The organism is Paenibacillus sp. J31R109, assembly GCF_059692055.1.
The window spans coordinates 807,153-828,451 of the sequence record NZ_JCAUAR010000002.1 but is presented as its reverse complement, the minus strand read 5'-3'; the positions used below and the strand labels follow the sequence as shown (position 1 = coordinate 828,451).

At 46.3% G+C, this 21,299-nt stretch carries 14 protein-coding genes; all 14 read left to right on the top strand.

Features of this window, described 5'->3' with window-relative positions:
* Positions 1 to 4: 4 nt before the first annotated feature.
* The 14 genes from AC58QT_RS09395 (at position 5) to AC58QT_RS09330 (ending at position 21,262) form a co-directional block, all read left to right on the top strand.
* On the top strand, positions 5 to 736 hold the full coding sequence (locus AC58QT_RS09395) for a sugar isomerase domain-containing protein (RefSeq protein ID WP_497408680.1): 732 nt from the start codon (positions 5 to 7) through the stop codon (positions 734 to 736).
* The gene (locus tag AC58QT_RS09390) at positions 733 to 1,659 is read left to right on the top strand and encodes an N-acetylglucosamine kinase (RefSeq protein ID WP_497408679.1); all 927 of its coding nucleotides are present in this window, start codon (positions 733 to 735) and stop codon (positions 1,657 to 1,659) included. The genes AC58QT_RS09395 and AC58QT_RS09390 overlap by 4 nt, the downstream gene beginning before the upstream one ends.
* A complete protein-coding gene (locus AC58QT_RS09385; RefSeq protein WP_497408678.1) occupies positions 1,650 to 2,747 on the top strand; it encodes a neutral/alkaline non-lysosomal ceramidase N-terminal domain-containing protein in 1,098 nt (365 codons plus the stop codon). Before AC58QT_RS09390 ends, AC58QT_RS09385 begins: the two co-directional genes overlap by 10 nt.
* 121 nt (positions 2,748 to 2,868) lie before the next feature.
* Positions 2,869 to 5,319 (top strand): carbohydrate binding domain-containing protein, encoded by a 2,451-nt coding sequence (locus tag AC58QT_RS09380; RefSeq protein WP_497408677.1) that lies wholly within the window; start codon positions 2,869 to 2,871, stop codon positions 5,317 to 5,319.
* Positions 5,320 to 5,533: 214 nt separating this feature from the next.
* Positions 5,534 to 7,558, top strand: a complete 2,025-nt coding sequence (locus tag AC58QT_RS09375) for a glycosyl hydrolase 115 family protein (RefSeq protein ID WP_497408676.1) — start codon at positions 5,534 to 5,536, stop codon at positions 7,556 to 7,558.
* Positions 7,559 to 7,607: 49 nt separating this feature from the next.
* Complete coding sequence (locus AC58QT_RS09370) at positions 7,608 to 9,107, top strand: glycoside hydrolase family protein (RefSeq protein ID WP_497408675.1); 1,500 nt, start codon at positions 7,608 to 7,610, stop codon at positions 9,105 to 9,107.
* A complete protein-coding gene (locus tag AC58QT_RS09365) occupies positions 9,104 to 10,126 on the top strand; it encodes a Gfo/Idh/MocA family protein (RefSeq protein ID WP_497408674.1) in 1,023 nt (340 codons plus the stop codon). The genes AC58QT_RS09370 and AC58QT_RS09365 overlap by 4 nt, the downstream gene beginning before the upstream one ends.
* Before the next feature lie 263 nt (positions 10,127 to 10,389).
* Positions 10,390 to 12,384: an RICIN domain-containing protein gene (locus tag AC58QT_RS09360; RefSeq protein WP_497408673.1), complete on the top strand. Its 1,995-nt coding sequence runs from the start codon at positions 10,390 to 10,392 to the stop codon at positions 12,382 to 12,384.
* A gap of 158 nt (positions 12,385 to 12,542) precedes the next feature.
* Positions 12,543 to 13,640 (top strand): galactose ABC transporter substrate-binding protein, encoded by a 1,098-nt coding sequence (locus AC58QT_RS09355; protein ID WP_497408672.1) that lies wholly within the window; start codon positions 12,543 to 12,545, stop codon positions 13,638 to 13,640.
* A 164-nt stretch (positions 13,641 to 13,804) separates the two neighbouring features.
* A complete protein-coding gene (gene mgrA, locus AC58QT_RS09350; RefSeq protein ID WP_497408671.1) occupies positions 13,805 to 14,794 on the top strand; it encodes an L-glyceraldehyde 3-phosphate reductase in 990 nt (329 codons plus the stop codon).
* Positions 14,795 to 17,944: a beta-galactosidase, LacZ type gene (lacZ, locus tag AC58QT_RS09345; protein WP_497408670.1), complete on the top strand. Its 3,150-nt coding sequence runs from the start codon at positions 14,795 to 14,797 to the stop codon at positions 17,942 to 17,944.
* Positions 17,945 to 18,037: 93 nt separating this feature from the next.
* Positions 18,038 to 18,640: a hypothetical protein gene (locus AC58QT_RS09340; RefSeq protein ID WP_497408669.1), complete on the top strand. Its 603-nt coding sequence runs from the start codon at positions 18,038 to 18,040 to the stop codon at positions 18,638 to 18,640.
* An 802-nt stretch (positions 18,641 to 19,442) separates the two neighbouring features.
* Entirely contained in the window at positions 19,443 to 20,360 is a 918-nt protein-coding gene (locus AC58QT_RS09335; RefSeq protein WP_497408668.1) for an ABC transporter permease, read from the top strand.
* Between the two features lie 17 nt (positions 20,361 to 20,377).
* Positions 20,378 to 21,262 (top strand): carbohydrate ABC transporter permease, encoded by an 885-nt coding sequence (locus AC58QT_RS09330; RefSeq protein ID WP_497408667.1) that lies wholly within the window; start codon positions 20,378 to 20,380, stop codon positions 21,260 to 21,262.
* Positions 21,263 to 21,299 lie beyond the last annotated feature (37 nt).

Sequence of the window (21,299 nt, the reverse complement as noted above, 5' to 3'; positions counted from 1 at the left end):
ACCGATGGAAACTTTTCTGTCCAATGTACAAAACATGCTATCCACCGTCATGCAGTCCCAGATCGATGCCATGCAGCGTGCTTCCGAGGTACTGGCGAATACGTTGGTAGCCGGGCGACACATCTTTGTTTTTGGTACGGGTCATTCGCATATGATTGCAGAGGAAGCTTTTTATCGCGCGGGCGGACTTAAAGATATCATTCCTATTCTGGAGAGCGGCCTCATGCTGCACGAAGGTGGGGTCAAAAGCACGAAGCTGGAAAGGCTGGAAGGCTATGCGGCTATTTTATTAGATACCTACCATGTATCTCAGGGAGATGTGCTTATTCTAGCCTCCAACTCGGGGATCAACGCCGTTCCTGTTGAAATGGCGCTCGGTGCCAAAGAGCGAGGGGCCACTGTGATTGTCATTACCAATTTAAAACAATCTATGCAGGAATTACCTAGGCACTCTAGTCAATTACGCTGCTATGAGATTGCCAATCTTGTCATTGATAACTGCGGTATCGTTGGCGATGCTTCCGTCTATGTGGAAGAGATGCAGCAGTACGTTGGACCAACGTCCACGATTATCGGAGCTTTTATTTTAAATGCGATCATCGTACAAACGGTTAAGAATTGTTTGGCTCAAGGCTTTGTCCCACCGGTCTATGTGAGTGCGAACGTGGCTAAAGGTGATGCGCACAACGCTCAGTTGAGGAATAACCCTCCTTCCGGAGGGAGTGACGATCGTTGAAAACCTTTGTAGCAGGTATTGATGGCGGAGGCTCCAAGACAGAAGCACTGCTCGTAGAAGTAAAAACGGGTGAAACGAAACGCTTTATCAGCGGTGGTATGAATGCGTTGACGGATGACAGCGTAGTTTCTCAAGCTAATTTGCAAGAAATAATGAAGGAGATGACACATTGGCTGGCAAGCAGCCAGGGTTGTCTCGCGTCTATATGTCTAGGATCAGCTTCTATGGTTAGAGAAAATGAGCCGGATTGGGCGGTGAACCTGATAGCGGACTTCTTTCCTCAAGCCCAGATACAAGGGGTTGCGGATGGACGCATCGCTTTAATCGGTGCATTGGATGGTTCGCCGGGGGTCATTGTCGTAGCGGGTACCGGGTCTGTGGCGTATGCATGGGATGAAGCAGGTATACTCAGACGCTGTGGAGGCTTTGGACCGATTTTCGGCGATGAAGGAAGCGGATATGCGATTGGGCGAGATGCGCTGCAGGCGGTCGCCATGGATTTGGATGGCAGAGGAGAGTCGACCCTGTTAACGGGGGTTCTCCAACAACGGTTATCTTTTGAGAGTGAAGAGCGTTTGATAGAAAAAGTATATGGCGAGATGTCGAGGAAGCAGATTGCTGCTCTTGCCCAAGAAGTCGGGATATGTGCACAGAAGAACGATCCGGTTTCGCTGCGTATTCTTGATCAGGCGGCTAAACAATTAGCTGTCCATTATCTACGGCTTCTTGGGCAAACTCACTGGTCAGTTCCTCCTCCATTGTCTTATGCAGGTGGCGTTTTTCAAATGGGAGGCAACATACTGAGGCCACTTGAACATTACCTTGGCTCTTGGGCGGAATGCCTGATACCTCCGATACATACCCCAGTCCATGGGGCTGTTAGGTTGGCGAAACTGGCGTTAGGAGATGTGCGATGCGAATAGGGTTTGCCAAAATAGAGATCACACCATCGCTCCCAGTTACGCTTGGGGGCTATGAACATCGGAAACGCGAAGCTGACAGCCTGCATACCCCGCTATTTGCACGTTGTATGACTGGGGAGTCAGAAGGAACGAAGTTTGCTTTCATTTCCTTGGATTTGCTTGGTATTGATCATGCGCTTCGTGAGGAAGTATGCCAGATGACAGCTGAACGCATGGGCATGAACCAACAAGAAATTAGCATCATGGCTACGCATACACACTCAGCGATTGATGGTATTCCCGATGTGCTGCACAAAGGATTATGGACGGAGGAAATGACTCATGTCCCAACGGCCTATAGGCAAGAACTAGTCTCTCTTATCGTGCTAGGCATAGAGCAGTCGTTGGCTAGCAGGCGTGAAGCGACGATGCAATGGTCTGTTGCTACGTGCAACGACATCGCTTCCAATCGACGGGATGCTTTGGCAATGGCGGAGTCGGTGGTTTACTGGTTACGCGTGTCAGACCCCTATTCGCATGAAACGCTTGGCGGGCTTCTTCATTTTAGCTGCCATCCAACCGTCATTGGATGGGAAGAATCGGTGATCTCAGGCGATTTTCCAGGCGTGGCAGTTGCCGCTTTGGAAGACACCTATAAGGGCAGCGTCTTTTTGTACGCCAACGGTGCTGCTGGGGATATCTCTACGAGATTTACGCGACAAGGATCAGATTCGGTTGAAGCGGAGCGAATGGGGAATCGGCTGGTCGCGAGTTTGCAAACAAGCCGTCCAATTACTTCGCTGTCCCGATATACGTTCTTGCGGGATGAAAGTCTTCGACTGCTAGACCAACGGACAGGGGCAGGGCTGCATGGTTACCTTCAGTGGATTGAACTAGGCGGTATGCGGTTGTGGTTAGTTCCCGGTGAAATCTTTTCGAGCTATGCCCGGGCAGCCAACATGCACAATCAACTCATCATTGGATATGCCAATGGATATATCGGCTACATACCGGATGAGCAGGCTTGGGATTTGGCTGGTTATGAGGTCGAGGTATGCCGAATCGCAAGGGAAGATTGCCGGCTTTTTCTCCAATATGCAAGTGAATAAAGGATTGTCTACTTGAAAGGGGGGATGCCACTGTTCGTTGTCCACATCACCAAGATGAGCCTGTCAGGTATCAGGACTTACATGGTTATGCATTTCAATTACCAAAAGGAGGTAATGAAGGATGAAACGAAAGGTAAGCGCAGCCGTTGTTTTGCTCTTTATCGTATCATTAGTTAGCACGGTGTTCTCGGCTTCTGCAGCCGATATGTTGATTACGAACTACAGCTTTGAAAGTGGGACATCCAGCTGGACGCAAGCGTATGGGACTACAGGTATAACGGCAAGTACAGAGCAAGCGTATACAGGTACGCAAAGTGCCAAGATTGTCGATACCAGCACGACGGCTAATCTTGGGCTTGAGAGTGTGAAGTTTGATGTAACAGCGGGAACGACTTACCTGGCCTATGCCAAAGTGTTTCTAGTTAGCGGTAACGTTGACATGTATCTGCGATTTTGGAATAGCAGCGGTACCGTTATTGGAAACGGCATCGTAAATGTGGCTGCACCTACGAATCAATGGACGACAACGCAGGTGAAATATACGGCTCCGGCGAATACAACGAAGGTTTCCGTACTGCTCTATTCAGGAATCGGTTCTGTATCAACGGCTTATTGGGATGATGTCTTAATCACAAAAGAATTTACATCGTTGGGTAATCAAGTCGTGCATACGTCAACGCTTGGTTCGACGTTTGGTATTAGCACGAGCCAAGATAAGATTTATACCGTTGGATCAGGCTCAGCAGGAAGTGACGCGATGATGTCAATTATTGATGCGGATACGAATGCGGTGGTTGCTAATTATCCGCTTCCAGGTGCATTGGGAGCTTGGGGGGCAACTACGGCGACCGATGGCAAAATATATTTTGGTGCGTATTCGAATGGACACGTCTATCGCTATACACCGGGATCTACCTCGGTAACTGACCTCGGCTTATCGTATACAGGCGGTGAGAATATCTATGCGGTAACGGCCGGAACAGGTGGCAAAATATATGGTGGCGGCTTCGGGGATGCAGGCTTTTTCAAATACGAGCCGAGCGTTGGTTTCTCCATGATTAATACGAAGCCCGTCTGGCCTTCTGAAGAATATGTGCGCAGTTTGGCTTACGATGCGGCTTCGAATGTCACCTATATTGGGACAGGGACGAACGGCAACTTAGTGCGTTTCGACAACACGACAGGTGCGAAAACGAACATATTGCCCGCTGCTTACGCGAGTGAGACGTTTGTCTACGAATTGAATTTCACTGGCGGCAAGTTGTTTGCTGGACTGCGTCCGAGCGGGACCGTACTTGCGATGAGTATTGATGCGAGTGGGAACGCAACCCTAGATGCAACGTTGCCTGCTCTGCCTTCTCCAGCTCTTAATGGCAAGGTCTACTATGTGTCTGGTGCTCAATTGTATGCCTATGACCTTGTCGCAAAGACATCCACGAATCTTGGAGTTACAGCAGATTTAGGAGCTAATAAATACGGCTGGGTAAAGTTGGCTGACCAGACGAATTTCCCAGGAGATTCGCTTGTGGTGTATGGGTCAAAGGATGGTCGCATGAGTCTGTTCAAATACAATCTGCAAACCGGAAATACGAGTATCGCGTATGTGAGTGGCATGCCGGAGCTTACGACGATCATTAATCAGATTGGCGGCGGCTCTGATGGTAAAATTTATTCGGGTGGGTACTTGGATGGCGGTATTGGCAGATATACGCCGATGCGTGGAGATGCAAATGAGGGGTATCCCGATGAAAACTATGCAGCTCCTTTTCAAACTTACAGCTTCTTAGCGTTAAATGGATATACGTATTTCGCCTCGTACGGAAGCGCGAAGCTATGGAAGTTCAACCCAGCCCTTAGCTGGTCGAGTACCAATCCGACCCTCGTATTTGATCAAAAGAGCGATGGTATGGATCGGCCGGTTGAGATGATAAGTGGCGGCGGTAAAATATTCATGGGCAACGTAGCTGAGTATGGCAGTTTGAAGGGTGGTTTGACGATTTATGATCCGGCTACCAATACGCGCACGTTGAAAAAAGACATTGTCACCGACCAAAGTGTCACCGCACTAGCCTATTATAATGGCAAAGTTTACGGAGGGACGTCCATTAAAGGGGGCAATGGTCTAGCGCCAACGCAAACTCAGGCGAAGCTCTTCGTTTATGATGTGGCGACCGCAACAAAAAGCGGGGAATATACACTTCCTGTATCTGGATTGACGGGCATCACAGGGATGCATACAGTGGACGGTAAAATATGGGGCATGGCCGAAGGGTATTTGTTTATTTTTAATCCTACAACGAATACATTTGATTATTTTCAGGAGAAGTTTGCGGATGTGGATTACAATGGCGAGGGTACGTGGGTAGATGCCACCTTGCTTACCGTTTCGAAGGATCCGAACTACGTGTATGGTACCATCCGTGGAACCTACCTGTTCAAGATTAATCGTTCCACGAAGGCTGTCACCGTGATTAGCTCCAGTGGTGCCTATTTCCTAGCCGCAGATGAGTATGAGAATTTGTACTACGTGCTGCCTGGTGGGCACACGGAATTAGTGCGATATGCGTATTAATCGAAGATAAGATTGAGTAAGGAAGGGGGTTGCTTCGGCAACTCCTTTTTTCTGTTAGCGGGTAAAGCTCAAATACGATATTTTTACATAAAAGAGACGGAGCTAGTACATTTTTCTTGAAGGACTTATGCGATATAGTAATCATACTAATTTTTTTATAAAGGCTGTAGCAAAGCTTGAAATGATCGTAAATGAAGCAGCGAGGTGTATCATATTGTTTTTACAAGCCAAAGAAACAGTTGAAATAAGAATGGACGCTCAGGAACATCAGGGTATTGGACTAGCTTTGCAAGATGTAATCCGTGATTTGAGCCATGTGATGAACATTCAGGCCAATTACCGAAAGTACCTTTCGGATGTAGAGGGCTTTTCCATAGTAGTAGGAAGCTTAAGCAATCCTGCATTTTTAGATTTCTTAATGAAGAAAAAGATAGATTTCAGCGATATCGAAGGGAAAACGGAACATTACATCGTCAAAAGTATAGGGGACGATGGGCGTCAACTCGTTATCGCCGGTGGCGATACTAGGGGAACAATCTATGGGATTTACGAATTTAGCCGAGTGATTCTAGGCGTGAATCCCTTGTATCTGTGGACAAGCCATGCACCTGCAGCCAAGGAGAGATTAGATTGGAGTAACATTTCGTTGAAGGATGGACCTACAACGTTCCGTTACCGAGGATGGTTCATCAATGATGAGGATTTGTTGCTGGGATGGACCGGGAAATTCGATCAGGATTTCCAAAACAATGCTTTCACGAAACATGCGGGTTATGCGAACGCACTGGAGCCGATTATGGAGACGGCACTCCGTCTCAAACAGAATCTGCTGATTCCATGCTCCTTGTTGGATATCCTTGATCCAGCTGATGAAGACTTGGTTCGGAGGGTATCAGAACGCGGATTACTTATTTCCCAGCATCATATCGAGCCGTTAGGCGTATTCCCCAAAAGGGTTCGACGCTATTGGCAGGAACGGGGAGATATTGAGCCTCTGTCCTATACGAAAAATCCTGAGAAGTATGAGGAGGTTTGGCGGCTTTATGCAAGCCGTTGGGCACGATATGACAATGTGGTATGGCAACTTGGTCTTCGTGGCATGGGCGACAAGCCTGTGTGGGCAGATGATCCTTATGCGCCGGAAACAGCGAGTGGAAGAGGTCATTTAATCGCTGGTGCCATTGCGAAACAACATGAGATTATTGCCGAAGCACTAGGTCACAATGACTTCGCCTCTACAGCCACGTTGTGGATGGAAGGGATGGAGCTTTTGAAGGGAGGATATCTGTCTTTCCCGAAAGAAACGATTATTATCCATGCGGATTTCGGCCCGACTCAGATGCTGGGTGACAGCTTCTATGAAGTGAAACGGGAACCGGAAAGGCAGTATGGTATTTATTATCACGTTGCTTTCTGGAGTTGTGGACCCCATCAGGTCCAAGGGACTTCACCGCAGAAAATTTATTACAATCTACAAGCAGCACTTCAAAAAGGAAATACAGATTACCTTGTCGTTAATGTAACAAATCTCAGAGAAATGCTGCTTGGAACTCAATATACGGCGACTCTTGGTTGGAATTTTGGGGATAACCAACCAGAAGCGTACTTGCAAGATTGGTCTATCGAACATTACGGTGAGCAAGGTGGAGGTGCAGCTGCTCTTGCTTATGGAGCCTATTTCGGTGCATTCCATGCCTTAGATAACCGAGGATACGCAGGTCGAATGCTCCTGATGGACGGCATGAGCCGCAGACTTACATTGAAGCTGGTGGCCATCCTGAACGGTCAACCGTTTACCAAAGACGAGATCCAGAACAAAACCCTGTTGGCTTTTGATCAAGCAGAAGATTTCATCGGCTATTACAAGAATGCCACTGAGAATGCCCTACCGAGGTGGGACATGGCTTTGAATGCGGCTTATCAGGCTTTACAGGAGATGGACGAGGAACGTAGAGAGTTCTTTACGACTAACCTGATCGTCCAGCTATCTCTCATCCGTGCGCTATATCGGACGGTTCATCATCTATCTGTTGCGGCAGAGATTGTGCTTAATGAACCTACAAGCGATAAGATCCAGGCGCGTGGCCGAATCTTGGAGGCGGTAGCAGAGCTTCAGCAGGCATCGGTCATCCGTATGCATGCGGAGAAAGGGAAGTGGAAAGGTTGGTACGATGGTGATGTACTGCTGAATCTTCCTGATCTCATCAGACAAGTGAGAGAATGCGCAGGGAATTATTGAGTCGCAGGTGTACAAATATCACTTCAAAAATGGGAGAGGTGTCGCTGCTATGTTTACTTACACGAAGCCAACATATACGCTAAAAAGCTCGGATTTTCAGTTACAAGTAGACCAGAATGCTGTTGCTGTTGAACATTTTTTAGACTATCATTATGCTCATTTTTCCTATTCGGGTACGCCAACACTAACAGTCACAGCAAGTCAGCCAATCACAAATTATGATATAAGCCCACACAGCATGGAAATTACCGGGATAGTAAGTGGGAATCAGCTGAGCTTTAAGATCGACAGCAGCTCGGTCATGCCATCTTATCTGGTCCTACAGATCAATGACTTGGAAAAGTTGGTTGTTCTTGCGGACCCTTTGGAAATCGATGCTCCGCCATCATCGGGAACAGGTATCTATAATATTATCCATGCGCCTTACCTTGCAGACAACACATGGACAAACGATGTTACGGGTATCATCCAACAGGCAATTAATGATGCCTCTGCCGCAGGTGGGGGAATCGTTTATGTGCCAGTTGGTATATACAAAGTAAAAGACATCCTATACATCAAGAGCAATGTCACTATGTATCTTCAGGGCGGGGCCGTGATAAAGTCAAATCCGGACAGAACCCTTTATGATTTTACGAAGAGTAAAGAGGGTAAAATATTTATTGATCCGATGATCAAGATCGACCATGCCCCTCATGCCAAAATAATTGGAAGAGGCACGCTGGACGCCAGCGGCATCGCAATTATGGATAAGGATCGTACCTCATCGACCTATCTTGGATACAGAAGAAACGTTATCGTGGGTAACCATTCTGATCATGTAACGATTGAGGGCATCATCATCAAGGATTCAACGACGTGGACGATTAACGGTATTCAAGGTGGCGAAGGATTTACAGTCAGACATGTTAAGATTATTAATCACAAAAATGCTGACCAGTATAAAATCATGAATGACGGCATCGATTTATGTGGAACTAGGAACGCGATCGCAGAAAAGAACTTCGTCATGACGGTCGATGATGCGCTGTGTGCAAAATCAACGATAACGGACTATGCAATGTATAATGTTCGTTTCAAAAACAATATCGTATTCTCATCCTGTGCGGGACTTAAAGCGGGCTTGCAATCCCATAGCCCCATGTATGACGTATGGTTTGAAGATAACGACGTCGTTCAGGCACGACGAGGCATTGTGGTAGAAGCAACTTCAGGGAAGCAGCCCATGAGTGATATTCATTTTGTCAATACGAGGGTGGAAAACTACGTGTTTACTTCCATGGGGAAAAGTATTCCTGTAGAGATAGAAGCGGGTACTGCACCCGTAAAGAATGTTTATATTGATCATGCTTATTTTGAAAAAGAGGCGTTTAACCCTATACATATGTATGGCTCAAGTGATACGAATGACGTAACATTAGTTACGTTTAACGATCTAAACTTGTGTGGGGATGTCATCACGAATAGCTTGGACACACGAATCATTGTGGGCAGCAAGGCATCAGGTCTAACGGTGAAGGGACACAAAAAGGAGTCGAAACAGACATGAGCAAAATCAAAGTAGCGGTTGTGGGCTGTGGGTCCATTTCGAAGAAGAGACATATCCCAGAATATGCAGCGAATCCAAACGTTGAATTGGTGGGTTTTTGCGATCTGATTCTGGAGAGAGCCGAAGGCTATGCACAGGAGCACGGTGGTAGAGCTTACACAAGCTATGAAGAAATGCTGAAGGTAGAAAAGCCGGATGCCGTCAGCGTATGTACGCCGAACGTGCTTCACGCGCCCTATGCAATTGCCGCTGCGAATACAGGCGCTCATGTGCTTGTGGAGAAGCCGATGGCAACGAATGAAGCCGAGGCTTTGGCTATGATCGAAGCAGCAAGAAAGAACGGTGTGTTCTTGATGGTCGGTCAGAACCAACGGCTGATGCCGCCTCACCAAAAGGCGAAAGAAATTTTACAATCAGGTAAAATGGGGAAAGTCCTTTCCTTCCGTACGTCCTTCGGTCATGGGGGACCCGAAGGTTGGAGCATAGATGGTCGCGACAGCTGGTTCTTCCGCAAAGAGGATGCCATCATGGGCGCTATGGGCGACCTCGGCGTACACAAATCGGATTTGATCCGTTGGCTGCTCGACGACGAAGTGGCAGAAGTCGCTGCTTTCGTGAGTACGCTGCACAAAGCAGGAACTGATGTAGACGATAACGCGACCTGCGTACTGCGTATGAAGAGCGGAATTATCGGTACGTTGGTTGCCAGCTGGACATACTATAAAAGCGGGGATAATAGCACGATATTGTGGTGCGAGAATGGGGCTATTCACATCGGGACGCATCCTATTGATCAAGTTATTGTACAGCTTCGTGACGGCTCCGTTGAAAAGTATCAGGTAGGCGCGATGGCGACGAATGAGAAACAAGTGTCTAGCGGCATCATGGACGCGTTTGTGGAAAGCATTGTTACGAATACACCACCGAGCATTTCCGGTGAAGAAGGTTTGAAGTCTCTGGCAGTTATTCTAGCTGCTTTCGAATCACAGAATTCGAAGAAGGTTGTTTCTTTGTCTTAATATATAACTCTGGGCCACGCATATAACGCGGGCTCTTTTTTTTATAAGGCCTACCATTAACGAATTTAGTGCATAAAAGTACCGAGCTTTTTACATTTTTATTGATGAAACAATGACATAGAATGAACTTGTAATCATTGTTTTGATTCAATGCAAGCGCTTACTAGGGGGTGTTCCTCATTAGTTGATCATGGATAACTTATTTGTACGTAATGAAATGCTTGGAATATGAGGAACTACATTCATCAGGAGGCGAAATAATAATGTATCTTAGTAAAGTGAATAGCCGAATCGGAAATTTGTTGGCAAAACTTATCATGGTTGCTGCTCTCATGTTCAGTTTCACAGTTAGCATGGCCCAACCCGCTTCTGCGGCTACCGTTGTGACGTATCCTTCTCACTTCGGTACAAGTACGGCGTACACGTTGAAGGTTGATTCAACTACGATTAGGGTTGCCAGGCAGTTTGATTATTCATTTGCTCAGTTGTCTTACTCCGGCACAGGCACATTTAAAGTAACGGCTTCGGAGAATATCACCTCTTATAATATCAGTCCTCATAGTTACGGCATCGAGGCAACGGTAAGCGGAAAGGATCTAACTTTTACCCTTCCTCAAGCTGGATCTCGGTACTTAGTGATCAAGATCAATAACCTGGAGAACCTAGTCATTATGGCTGATCCTGTGGAAACCGGTGCGCCAACGCCAAATGGCGGCAGTGTGAAAAGCATTATGGATTATTCAGGCGTGGATAACACAGGCGGCAATTTAATGACGTCCAAAATCCAACAAGCCATTAATGATGCCAATGCTCGTTCCGGCGGAGGTACCGTATATTTCCCAGCTGGTATTTACAAGTTTTCTCAAATTGAACTTAAAAGTAACGTTACTCTCTATTTAGCTGCTGGATCCATCCTTCGCGGGTCATCGGATGTAAATGATTATGATTTCACTAACACCATTTTTACCAATGCCAATATCCGTATCGTAGGGGCATCCAATGTCGCTATTAAAGGAAGAGGTATGATCGATTCTAACGGGACTACACTTACGACGGGCGATAGTGGGCCGAATCGAGAGTATATCATCCTTTCCTATAAAGATGCGTCGGGTACGAAGCCAGATAACCTGACTTTCGAGGGTTTCACCCTAAGAGATGGAACAACATGGAACTTTAGGATTCAGGACGCAACGAATGTCAAAATCAATAATGTGAAGATTATCAATAACGTTAACTGGATTCATGGTGATGGTTTCGATCTTGTGAATACGTCCCACGCTGTTGTGGATCAATGCTTCGCCTATACGGGAGATGACGTATTTGATGCGAAAGCATCAACGGAAGAACCAATGACGGATGTCGTATACAAAAATTCGGTCGCTTTTACCGAATCAGCAGGTACGAAGGTAGGTATGCAAGGGAATGCAGATATAAGCGATGTTTGGTTCATCAATATTGACGTCATTCAGGGCTATCGTGGCGTTAGTGTGGATCATGACCAAGGGAATGGGGTATGGGACGATATTCATTTTATCGATATCCGTACCGAAAGGATTTACAATAATGGAACCAGTGGCCAATTCAGAACGTCTCCGCTTCTCGTCTGGACGGCCAAATATAGTGGTAACGAGGTTGGCCCTGTCAGCAATATCGAACTGACTCGTGTTAGCTTTGAAGATACCCGAAATTTCCATTCCTTCATTCAAGGTTACGACAGCGCTAGCAAAGTTTCCAATGTAACGATCACGGATTTAAAGATGAACGGTAACTTGATTACCAACGCTTCTCAGGGGTTAATTGATATCGGTGCGAACACATCCAATATTACGTTTAACACCAATCCTGCTACGATTAAGATGATGAACGCAGATACAAGTAAAGCTGTCGAAGTTTTTGGTGGTTCTACGACGGATGGTGCCAAAATATCGCAATGGGATTATAGTGGTAGCAAGAATCAACGTTGGCAGCTTGTTGATGCTGGCGGCGGGTATTATAAAATCAAAAACCTCAAAAGCGGTAAAGTGCTGGAAGTGACAGGTGGTTCTACAACGAATGGAGCTATAGTCGCGCAATGGACGGATAACGGCGGAACCAATCAGCAATGGCAGATTATTGATGTTGGAAATGGTTACTCGAAACTCATTAATCGCAAGAGCGGTAAAGCATTAGATAGTGGTGGGACGACAGCAGACGGAGCTCAGCTCATCCAGTGGACGGATAATGGCGGTGACAATCAAAAGTGGCAGTTAATGGAGTAAATTAGACTATATGTACGCGATTGGTGTGGGTGAAGAGCGGTTTGTTCGTTCTTTGCCCGCACTATTTACATTTTTTTTGCGGATAGGGTGGATATAAATAAAAAAACATACTAGGATAATAGGAATATTTATATTCTTATTATGATGGAGACTATTTGATGAAAAAGAGAGTGAAGTTACTTATCCTTGCAACTGCACTTTTACCTCTATTGGACGGATGCAGCATCCAACGATCCGAGGACCCTAAGGGTCCAATACATTCACAATCTGTTACGGATGTTACGGATTCAAATACACGGACAGCACCTTTGAAAATTGGTGTCTTAATTTACAGGTTTGATGATACTTTCATGACAGAGGTGAGGAATAGTATCCTTGCAGCAGCAGATGGTAATGTCATTGTTGAGTTCGCAGATAGTCGCAACTCTCAATCGAGTCAGAATCATCAAATGGATACTTTTATTAAGGAGAAGGTAGATGCTCTCGCGATTAACCCCGTAGATCGGACTGCAGCCGCCGCAATGATTGCGAAAGCCAAAGCAGCCAACATTCCGGTTGTCTTTTTTAACCGCGAGCCTGTAGCAGATGCTATGAAAAAATGGGACAAGGTTTACTATGTGGGCGCAAAAGCAGAACAATCCGGTACCATGTCAGGTCAACTGATCGCTGACTATTTCAAGTTGCATCCGGAAGCGGATAAAAACAAGGATGGTGTACTACAATTTGTAATGTTAAAAGGAGAACCTGGCCATCAGGATGCCGAGTTACGAACCAAATTCGCCATTAAAGCTGTAGAAGATGCTGGTATTAAGGTGGAAAAGCTTGCTGAGGATACAGGTATGTGGGAGCGTTCCAAAGGGAAAGTGAAAATGTCGGCAATTCTAGACGCTTATGGGGATCTTATTGAGGCTGTTTTTGCCAATAACGATGATATGGCGCTTGGGGCGATTGACGCAATGCAAGAGAAAGGCTTTCTAACAGCCAGTCGATTTATCCCCGTTGTTGGGGTCAATGGCACAGCCTCGGCCATGAAATCAATGGAAGAAGGAGCACTTCTGGGAACCGTGCTGAATGATGCAGTAAATCAAGGAAAAGCAACCTATGCCGTGGCACATCGTTTGGCCGTTGGACTGATACCGGATCCAAACAACATTGGCTACGAAATGGCGGATGGTTTATATGTCTGGATACCGTATAAAAAGATTACAAAAGAAAATAAGAAAGAAGTTATAGAGATTTCGGAGTCTTCTAATTGAATAAACACATTAACGAATATATGACATAAAAGATACGAGATTAGTACATTTTTATTGATGATCATTTGCAATAGAATGATGTTGTCTTATATCGGAATGAGAAATGGAATAGAGAACTCTTTGTCCTTTGACAAGGGGTTTTCTTCCTAAATGGAGGTTATGTTGTGTATTATGCACCAAAAAATGAAAGATATTTTAATATGACGTATAGAAGGTGCGGTAACTCAGGACTCAAACTGCCTGCTATTTCCCTGGGACTTTGGCAAAATTATGGCGGCGTAAATGCCTTAGAAACCCAACGTGACATGCTGCGCTGTGCATTCGACCTTGGCATTACCCATTTTGACTTAGCCAACAATTACGGGCCGCCTCCAGGAACTGCTGAAGAGAATTTCGGCAGGCTGTTTAAAGAGGATTTCGTACCTTATCGTGACGAGTTAATCATATCTACCAAAGCAGGCAACTCCATGTGGGAAGGTCCATATGGAGACGGTGGATCAAAGAAACATATGTTGACCAGCCTTGACCAAAGTCTTAAGCGGATGGGACTTGACTACGTTGATATTTTCTATTCACATCGATGTGATCCTGAGACACCCATGGAAGAACCGATGCGAGCACTTGACATTGCAGTGAGACAGGGAAAGGCCTTGTATGTAGGCGTCTCAAATTACAGTGCTGAGCAGACCAAACAGGCTGCTGACATTTTGAAGGAACTGGGTACCCCTTGTCTGATTCACCAACCCAAGTACAATATGTTTGATCGCTGGATAGAAAATGAGCTACAGGATGTACTGAAAGCTGAAGGAATGGGGTCTATCGCTTTTTCTCCTTTGGCCAAGGGACTGCTGACTAGCCGATACCTTACGGGAATTCCAGCCGATTCAAGGGCAGCTGGTTCAAGTAGAGCTTTGAGTGTTAATGCCATCACAGAAGAAGTCATGTCCAAAATTTTACGTCTAAACGCTATTGCGTTAGAGCGTGATCAAAGCCTTTCTCAGATGGTCATCGCCTGGGTGCTAAGAGAAGGACGTGTTACATCCGCTCTAATAGGAGCAAGTAAGGTAAGTCAGATTGAAGATAACGTGGCTGCTTTGAAAAATCTAGATTTCACTCAAGAAGAATTGCTGCGCATTGAGGAGATATTGGCTTAGATGGGAGTTGGAGTAGATATGAATAACGACTGGGAAAATCACAAGCTGTTGCAGCGGAACCGGCTGCCAGCCAGAGCCGCATTCATTCCTTTCGCAGATGATGAGAGTGCTCTAGGCAATGAACGGGAGCTATCGCCTTATTATGTTCCGTTAAATGGGAATTGGAAGTTTAATTACGTGCCGACACCTGCACACGCACCTTCGAGCTTCTACCAGATAGATTTCGATGCGAGCGACTGGGATAATCTTGCTGTACCTTCTTGTTGGCAGATGCATGGCTATGGCAAGCCGCATTATACCAACGTTGTTTACCCGTTCCCTGTTATACCGCCACTCGTGCCGACAGAGAATCCGACGGGTTCCTACCGTCGTGAATTTACAGTTCCGGCTGGCTGGGGTGGACAGCAGATTACCTTGCATTTTGAAGGAGTCGACAGCGCCTTCTTTGTCTGGGTAAACGGCAAGGAAGTTGGCTTCAGTAAGGGCAGCCGCATGCCGTCGCAGTTCGATATCACGGAGCACATTCACGGGGGTACGAACGTTCTAGCGGTTCGTGTCATGCAATGGTCGGACGGGTCGTACATTGAGGATCAGGATATGTGGTGGCTAAGCGGGGTTTTCCGCGATGTGTATATGACAGCTGCACCGCAAACGCACTTATACGATTATTCCGTTCGTACGCTGCTTGATAGCGAATACCGTGATGCTTCGCTTGAAGTCAGATTGAGGTTACGGAATCGTAGTGGAGAGCAAGAAACAGTTCGTGTCGAACTGCAACTGCTCGATGCATCAGGGAAAGCAGTAGAAGGCGGGCATTCAGAGGGATTCGTAACAGGCGGTGTTTTGAAGCAAGAGACTTTATTTACGCTATCTATCGTCAATCCAATGAAATGGTCAGCTGAAGAGCCGTACTTATATAAGCTGTTGATTCGGGTAAGTGGTGAAACGACGCAGGTAACATCTGCCCGTGTTGGATTTCGTAGTGTCGAGTTGCATGGCGGCTTATTGCTTGTGAATGGGATGCCAATTAAGTTCAAAGGCGTCAATCGACATGATCATCATCCCGACCTTGGGCGAACGATACCACTTGAATCGATGCGACAAGATGTCCTTATGATGAAACAGCACAATATTAACGCAGTCCGTACCTCCCATTATCCAAACGATCCACGCTTCTATGATTTATGTGATGAATATGGACTATACGTTATTGATGAAGCTGATTTGGAGTGCCACGGCTTCCATCGGACTGACAATTCAAATCAGTTAAGTAATGACCCTGAATGGGAAACGGCTTATTTAGATCGGGTGGAACGGATGATTGAGCGGGACAAGAATCATCCGTCTATCATTCTCTGGTCACTCGGTAATGAATCATACTACGGATGTAATCATGCAGCGATGTACCGATGGGCCAAAGAGCACGACCCGACGCGTCTTGTTCATTACGCAGAAGATAGAGACGCCGTTACGGCCGACGTGTACAGCACGATGTATAACAGGATATGGCAACTGCATGAACTCGGTCAGCGAGAAGATTTGGACAAACCCCATATTGTTTGTGAATATGCGCATGCCATGGGCAATGGTCCAGGTGGATTGAAGGAGTATTGGGACGTATTCTATACCTACAAACGGTTACAAGGTGGCTTCGTCTGGGAGTGGGTTGATCAAGGTATTCGGCAACGGACTGTTGACGGCAAGGAATTTTTTGCCTACGGTGGGGATTTTGAAGAAACACCAAACGATATGAATTTTGTCATCGATGGACTTGTTAACCCAGATCGTGTGCCATCGGCTGGCTTGCTGGAACTCAAGAAAGTGATGGAACCTGTTATCATGGAAGCGTTGGATTTGCAGGCCGGGTTGTTGAAGCTGACGAATCGATACGACTTCGTACAAATAGATCATCTACGACTTGTTTGGCATGTCATGGTAGATGGGAAAGTCCTAAACTCAGGTAAAAGCGATCTGCCTGAGATTGCGCCAGGCTCTACGGGGATTGTGAAGATTCCTTATGCGTTGCCAGAGCGATTGAAACCTGCAACCGATTACTGGTTGAATGTCAGCATGGTGCTTGATGCGGATACGATGTGGGCTGAAGCTGGCTTTGAGGTCGCATGGACTCAGTTTGAATTGCCGAATAAATCTGAGATTAAGACTGTCATTGGATTATCTGACTACGCGCCACTATCTGTTACGAAGAATGGCGTGATGCTGGATGTGCAGGGCGGCGACTTCCAACTTCAATTTGACTCTGTTTACGGTGTTATCGCTAGCTGGAGACATGCGGGAGTCCGCCTGTTGGAGGAAGGACCAAGGCTGGATCTGTGGCGCGCTCCGACGGACAACGATATGCGACCGATCGGTGATTGGAGGACATCCCTCGCGGATGATCAACGAGCGACGGTCTTGTGGAAGCTGAAAGGGCTGCACTGGCTGCAGCATCGTGTCATGAGCGTGGACTGGAGCCGTAACGGCGATGGGACGATTGTAACGATTACTTGTAGGGTACGTGTGGCACCGCCAATTCTCAAATGGTCGGTAGATACGTTGTACACGTACACGGTCTATGCCAACGGAGACGTGGCAATCGCTGTGAACGGATCGATTGAGGGTGGCGACGCTCCGGTGTCGTTCCCTCGCATTGGACTGCGCCTGGCGCTGCCGAACGATTGTGATCGGGCGGAGTGGTATGGCCGCGGCCCAGGTGAAACCTATGCAGACTCCAAGCAGGCCGCGAAGTTCGGCGTCTACCGGCAAACCGTACGCGAGCTGTTCACGGAATACATCGTACCGCAGGAGAACGGCAATCGCTCCGATACACGCTGGCTCGCAATGACGAATGAGCATGGAGCAGGTCTGCTCGCGACAGGTTCGCCGCAGTTCGAATTCACCGCTCGTCGCTATACGAGCGATGACCTAGAGAAGGCGAAGCATACGTATGACTTGAAGGAACGCGACCGTATCTTCTTGCATCTTGATCTTGCGCAGAATGGCATCGGTAGTGCCAGCTGCGGTCCAGGTGTCCTTCCGCAGTATGTGTTGAACGCGGAGGATTTTCACTTCCAAGTTCACCTCACACCGATGACCTCCGGATCGGGATCGCCTGCGCAACTTGCTAAGCGTGTAAAGGGTTTGAGCAATTGAAGGCTTAGCTCGAGTTTCAGTGACATTCAAGGTATACTACAGAGTGAGCAGCATGACTGTCCAATCAAAAAGTAGGAAATGGCGGGATTTCACATGAAACAAGTTGAATTAACAGGTAATGACATAGGCAGCCCGGCGCTAGAGGGAAGTACGAAGCGGTTGGTAGATGGCTATGAGGTACAAGCAGGAGGGGCAGATGTTTGGGGCTTACTGGATCAGTGCCATTTCTCCCATCTTGTTTGCGAAGGTGATTTTGATATCAAAGTTCAGTTAGCTTCTTTAGAAGCGGCGCACTTATATACGAAGGCAGGACTCATGGCCCGCGAATCTTTAGATGCGGATAGTGCACATGCGTATTTCGTTGTTTTTCCTGACAATAGTCCCCGAAACAAGAATAATGGGGGATATGAGTTTCAATATAGGTCGGTGAAACAAGGGGATAGTGCAGCCATCTACCCAGATGACTACACAACGGAACCTCCTTTATTCCCAGTTAATTACCCGCATACCTGGTTACGTCTGCAACGAAGCGGCAATGAGTTTCATTCTTGGTACAGTGCGGATGGTGTAGAGTGGGTACGCTTTTCTTCAAAAGTGTTAACCTTAAACAATTCCTTATTGGTTGGACTATCCGTTACTTCACATGATGAAAATAAAACGACAAGGGCTGTTTTTAAAAGTATTTCATTCGTATAGATTTATCGACATGGAACCTAGCACTCGAAAGAGTTGCTAGGTTTTTCTTGTCGCATCAGCGCAACGAAATAAGGCCCCAAAAGGGCCTTATTTCGCCCCAGCGCGGCCGAATCCCCGATTTAGCGCCCCAAAAGGGCGCTAAATCCAGCAATATGCTCGCTTGTGGCATCAGCGCAACGAAATAAGGCCCCAAAAGGGCCTTATTTCGCCACGGCGCGGCCGAATCCCCGATTTAGCGCCCCAAAAGGGCGCTAAATCCAGCAATATGCTCGCTTGTGGCATCAGCGCAACGAAATAAGGCCCCAAAAGGGCCTTATTTCGCCCCCGCGCGGCCGAATCCCCGATTTAGCGCCCCAACAGGGCGCTAAATCCAGCGATATGCTCGCTTGTCGCATCAGCGCAACGAAATAAGGCCCCAAAAGGGCCTTATTTCGCCACGGCGCGGCCGAATCCCCGCTTTTGCTCCGTTGCGCCCCCCGCGCGTCCGCAATCCCCGCTTTTGCTTCGTTGCGTCCCCCGCGCGGCTGAATCCCCGCTTTTGCTCCGTTGCGCCCCCCTAGCGTCGCAACCCCCGCTTTGCCCCGTTGCACCCCCGCGCCCCACCATTCCTACCAATAACGAACGAACATATTACATAAAAGAGACGAGATTATTACATTTTTCTCGATGCCTTAATGCCATACAATAAAAATATCAAATGACATTGTGATGCTCAATCAATAAAACGTTTTCAACAGGAAAGGAAGTCGAACTAGCCTTAGACATCTCTAGCAAGAACTTATCGCTTCAGGAGGAAACCGAAATGACAAATAGTGAGAAACTACACAGAAAAATTAGAATTAAAGAAAACATACCTTTGTATACCATGATCGCATTGCCACTTTTGTTTTTTATCATTTTTGCTTATGTCCCCATGTTTGGCGCGGTGATTGCTTTTAAGGATTATCGATTTATAGATGGGATTATGGGAAGTGATTGGGTAGGGCTTCGGAATTTCAAAATGATATTCGACCAGCCACACACGATCGAAATTATCAGAAATACGTTAGTGATTAGCTTACTAACCGTTTTTGTTTCATTTCCGTTTCCAATCATATTAGCTATTCTTCTCAATGAAATCAGAATGAAATGGTTCAAAAAAGCATCACAAACAGTCCTATATCTGCCTCACTTTTTCTCATGGGTCATCGTAGGCGGAATTATTATTAACGTGTTCTCTGTTAAAAATGGCCCCATCAACTTTATCATTGAATATTTTGGCGGGGAACCCATCCAGTTTTTGTTCAATCACACGGCATGGATGAGCATTTTCCTGGGAAGTGGGATATGGAAGGATGCCGGATTTAATGCCATCATCTATCTAGCGGCGCTTTCGAGTATAGATCCAACGTATTACGAAGCGGCGGTTGTAGATGGCGCTAATAAGTGGAAGCAAATTACGAAAGTGACCCTTCCTAGTTTGGTCCCAACCATTGTTCTAACGTTTATCTTAGCAACGGGGAAAATTATGGAGGTAGGATTTGATCGCATTTTCGTTCTCCAAAATCCAGTTGTAAAGAATATGACGGATGTCGTGCCCACTTTTATTTATGAAATGGGTATTCAACAAGGTGAATTTAGTTTAACGACGGCGATGGGGTTGTTCGATTCTGTGATTAGTTTAATCCTTGTACTGCTTGCGAATCGATTAGCGAAGATGTCAGGGAATGCATTATTTTAACGAAGGAGGGACAGGCCTTGAAAATATCAACAGGAGAAAAAGCCTTTTATAAAATAAATAATATTGTGCTTTTTATCATCTCGCTGTCGTGTTTACTTCCGCTCATCTATATTATTGCTACTTCATTCAGCAGCGGTTCAGCTATTGAATCAGGCAAAGTATTCCTATGGCCGGTAGACTTTACACCAGCAGCTTACAAAGTGTTAATTGTATCCACGGATTTATTTAAATATTTTAAAAATAGTGTCGTTGTTACCGTAGTAGGGACTGCACTTAGTATGATTTTCACGATTCTCTGTGCGTATCCCTTATCCAAAAGAAAAATGTTTGCTAGAAGAAAAGTAACCTTTCTCATCGTCTTCACCATGTTGTTTAGCGGGGGTTTGATTCCAACTTACTTGCTGGTAAAATCACTTGGATTAATGAACTCCTATTGGTCCATTTGGTTAACAACACTCATTAGCCCTTACAATATGTTGATTATGAAGTCTTTCTTTGAAAATATATCCGAAGAATTGGAAGAAGCAGCTAGAATCGATGGTTGCTCCGAATGGCGAATTTTACTTCAAATGTATCTACCGCTTTCCAAAGCTGTGATAGCGACATTGGCCCTCTTCTATGGAGTTACGTACTGGAATAGTTTCTTGAAAGTACTCATGTATATCAACGATTCGAAGGGATATACGTTGCCCGTGCTCATTCAGCAGATGGTTTTCCAATTAGAGCAGATCAAATTAGGTACAAGTCAAGATTTAAGTGCAGTAGCAGGTTCAGGTGAAGTTATTTCGGAATCCGTTAAATCCGCAGGTGTTGTGGTGTTGATATTGCCGATGCTTGCCGTATATCCCTTCCTACAAAAGTATTTTGTTAAAGGTGTTATGCTAGGGTCTGTTAAAGGTTAAGTCTAGCGAGTTGTAGCTATGAATAGCGAATAATTGT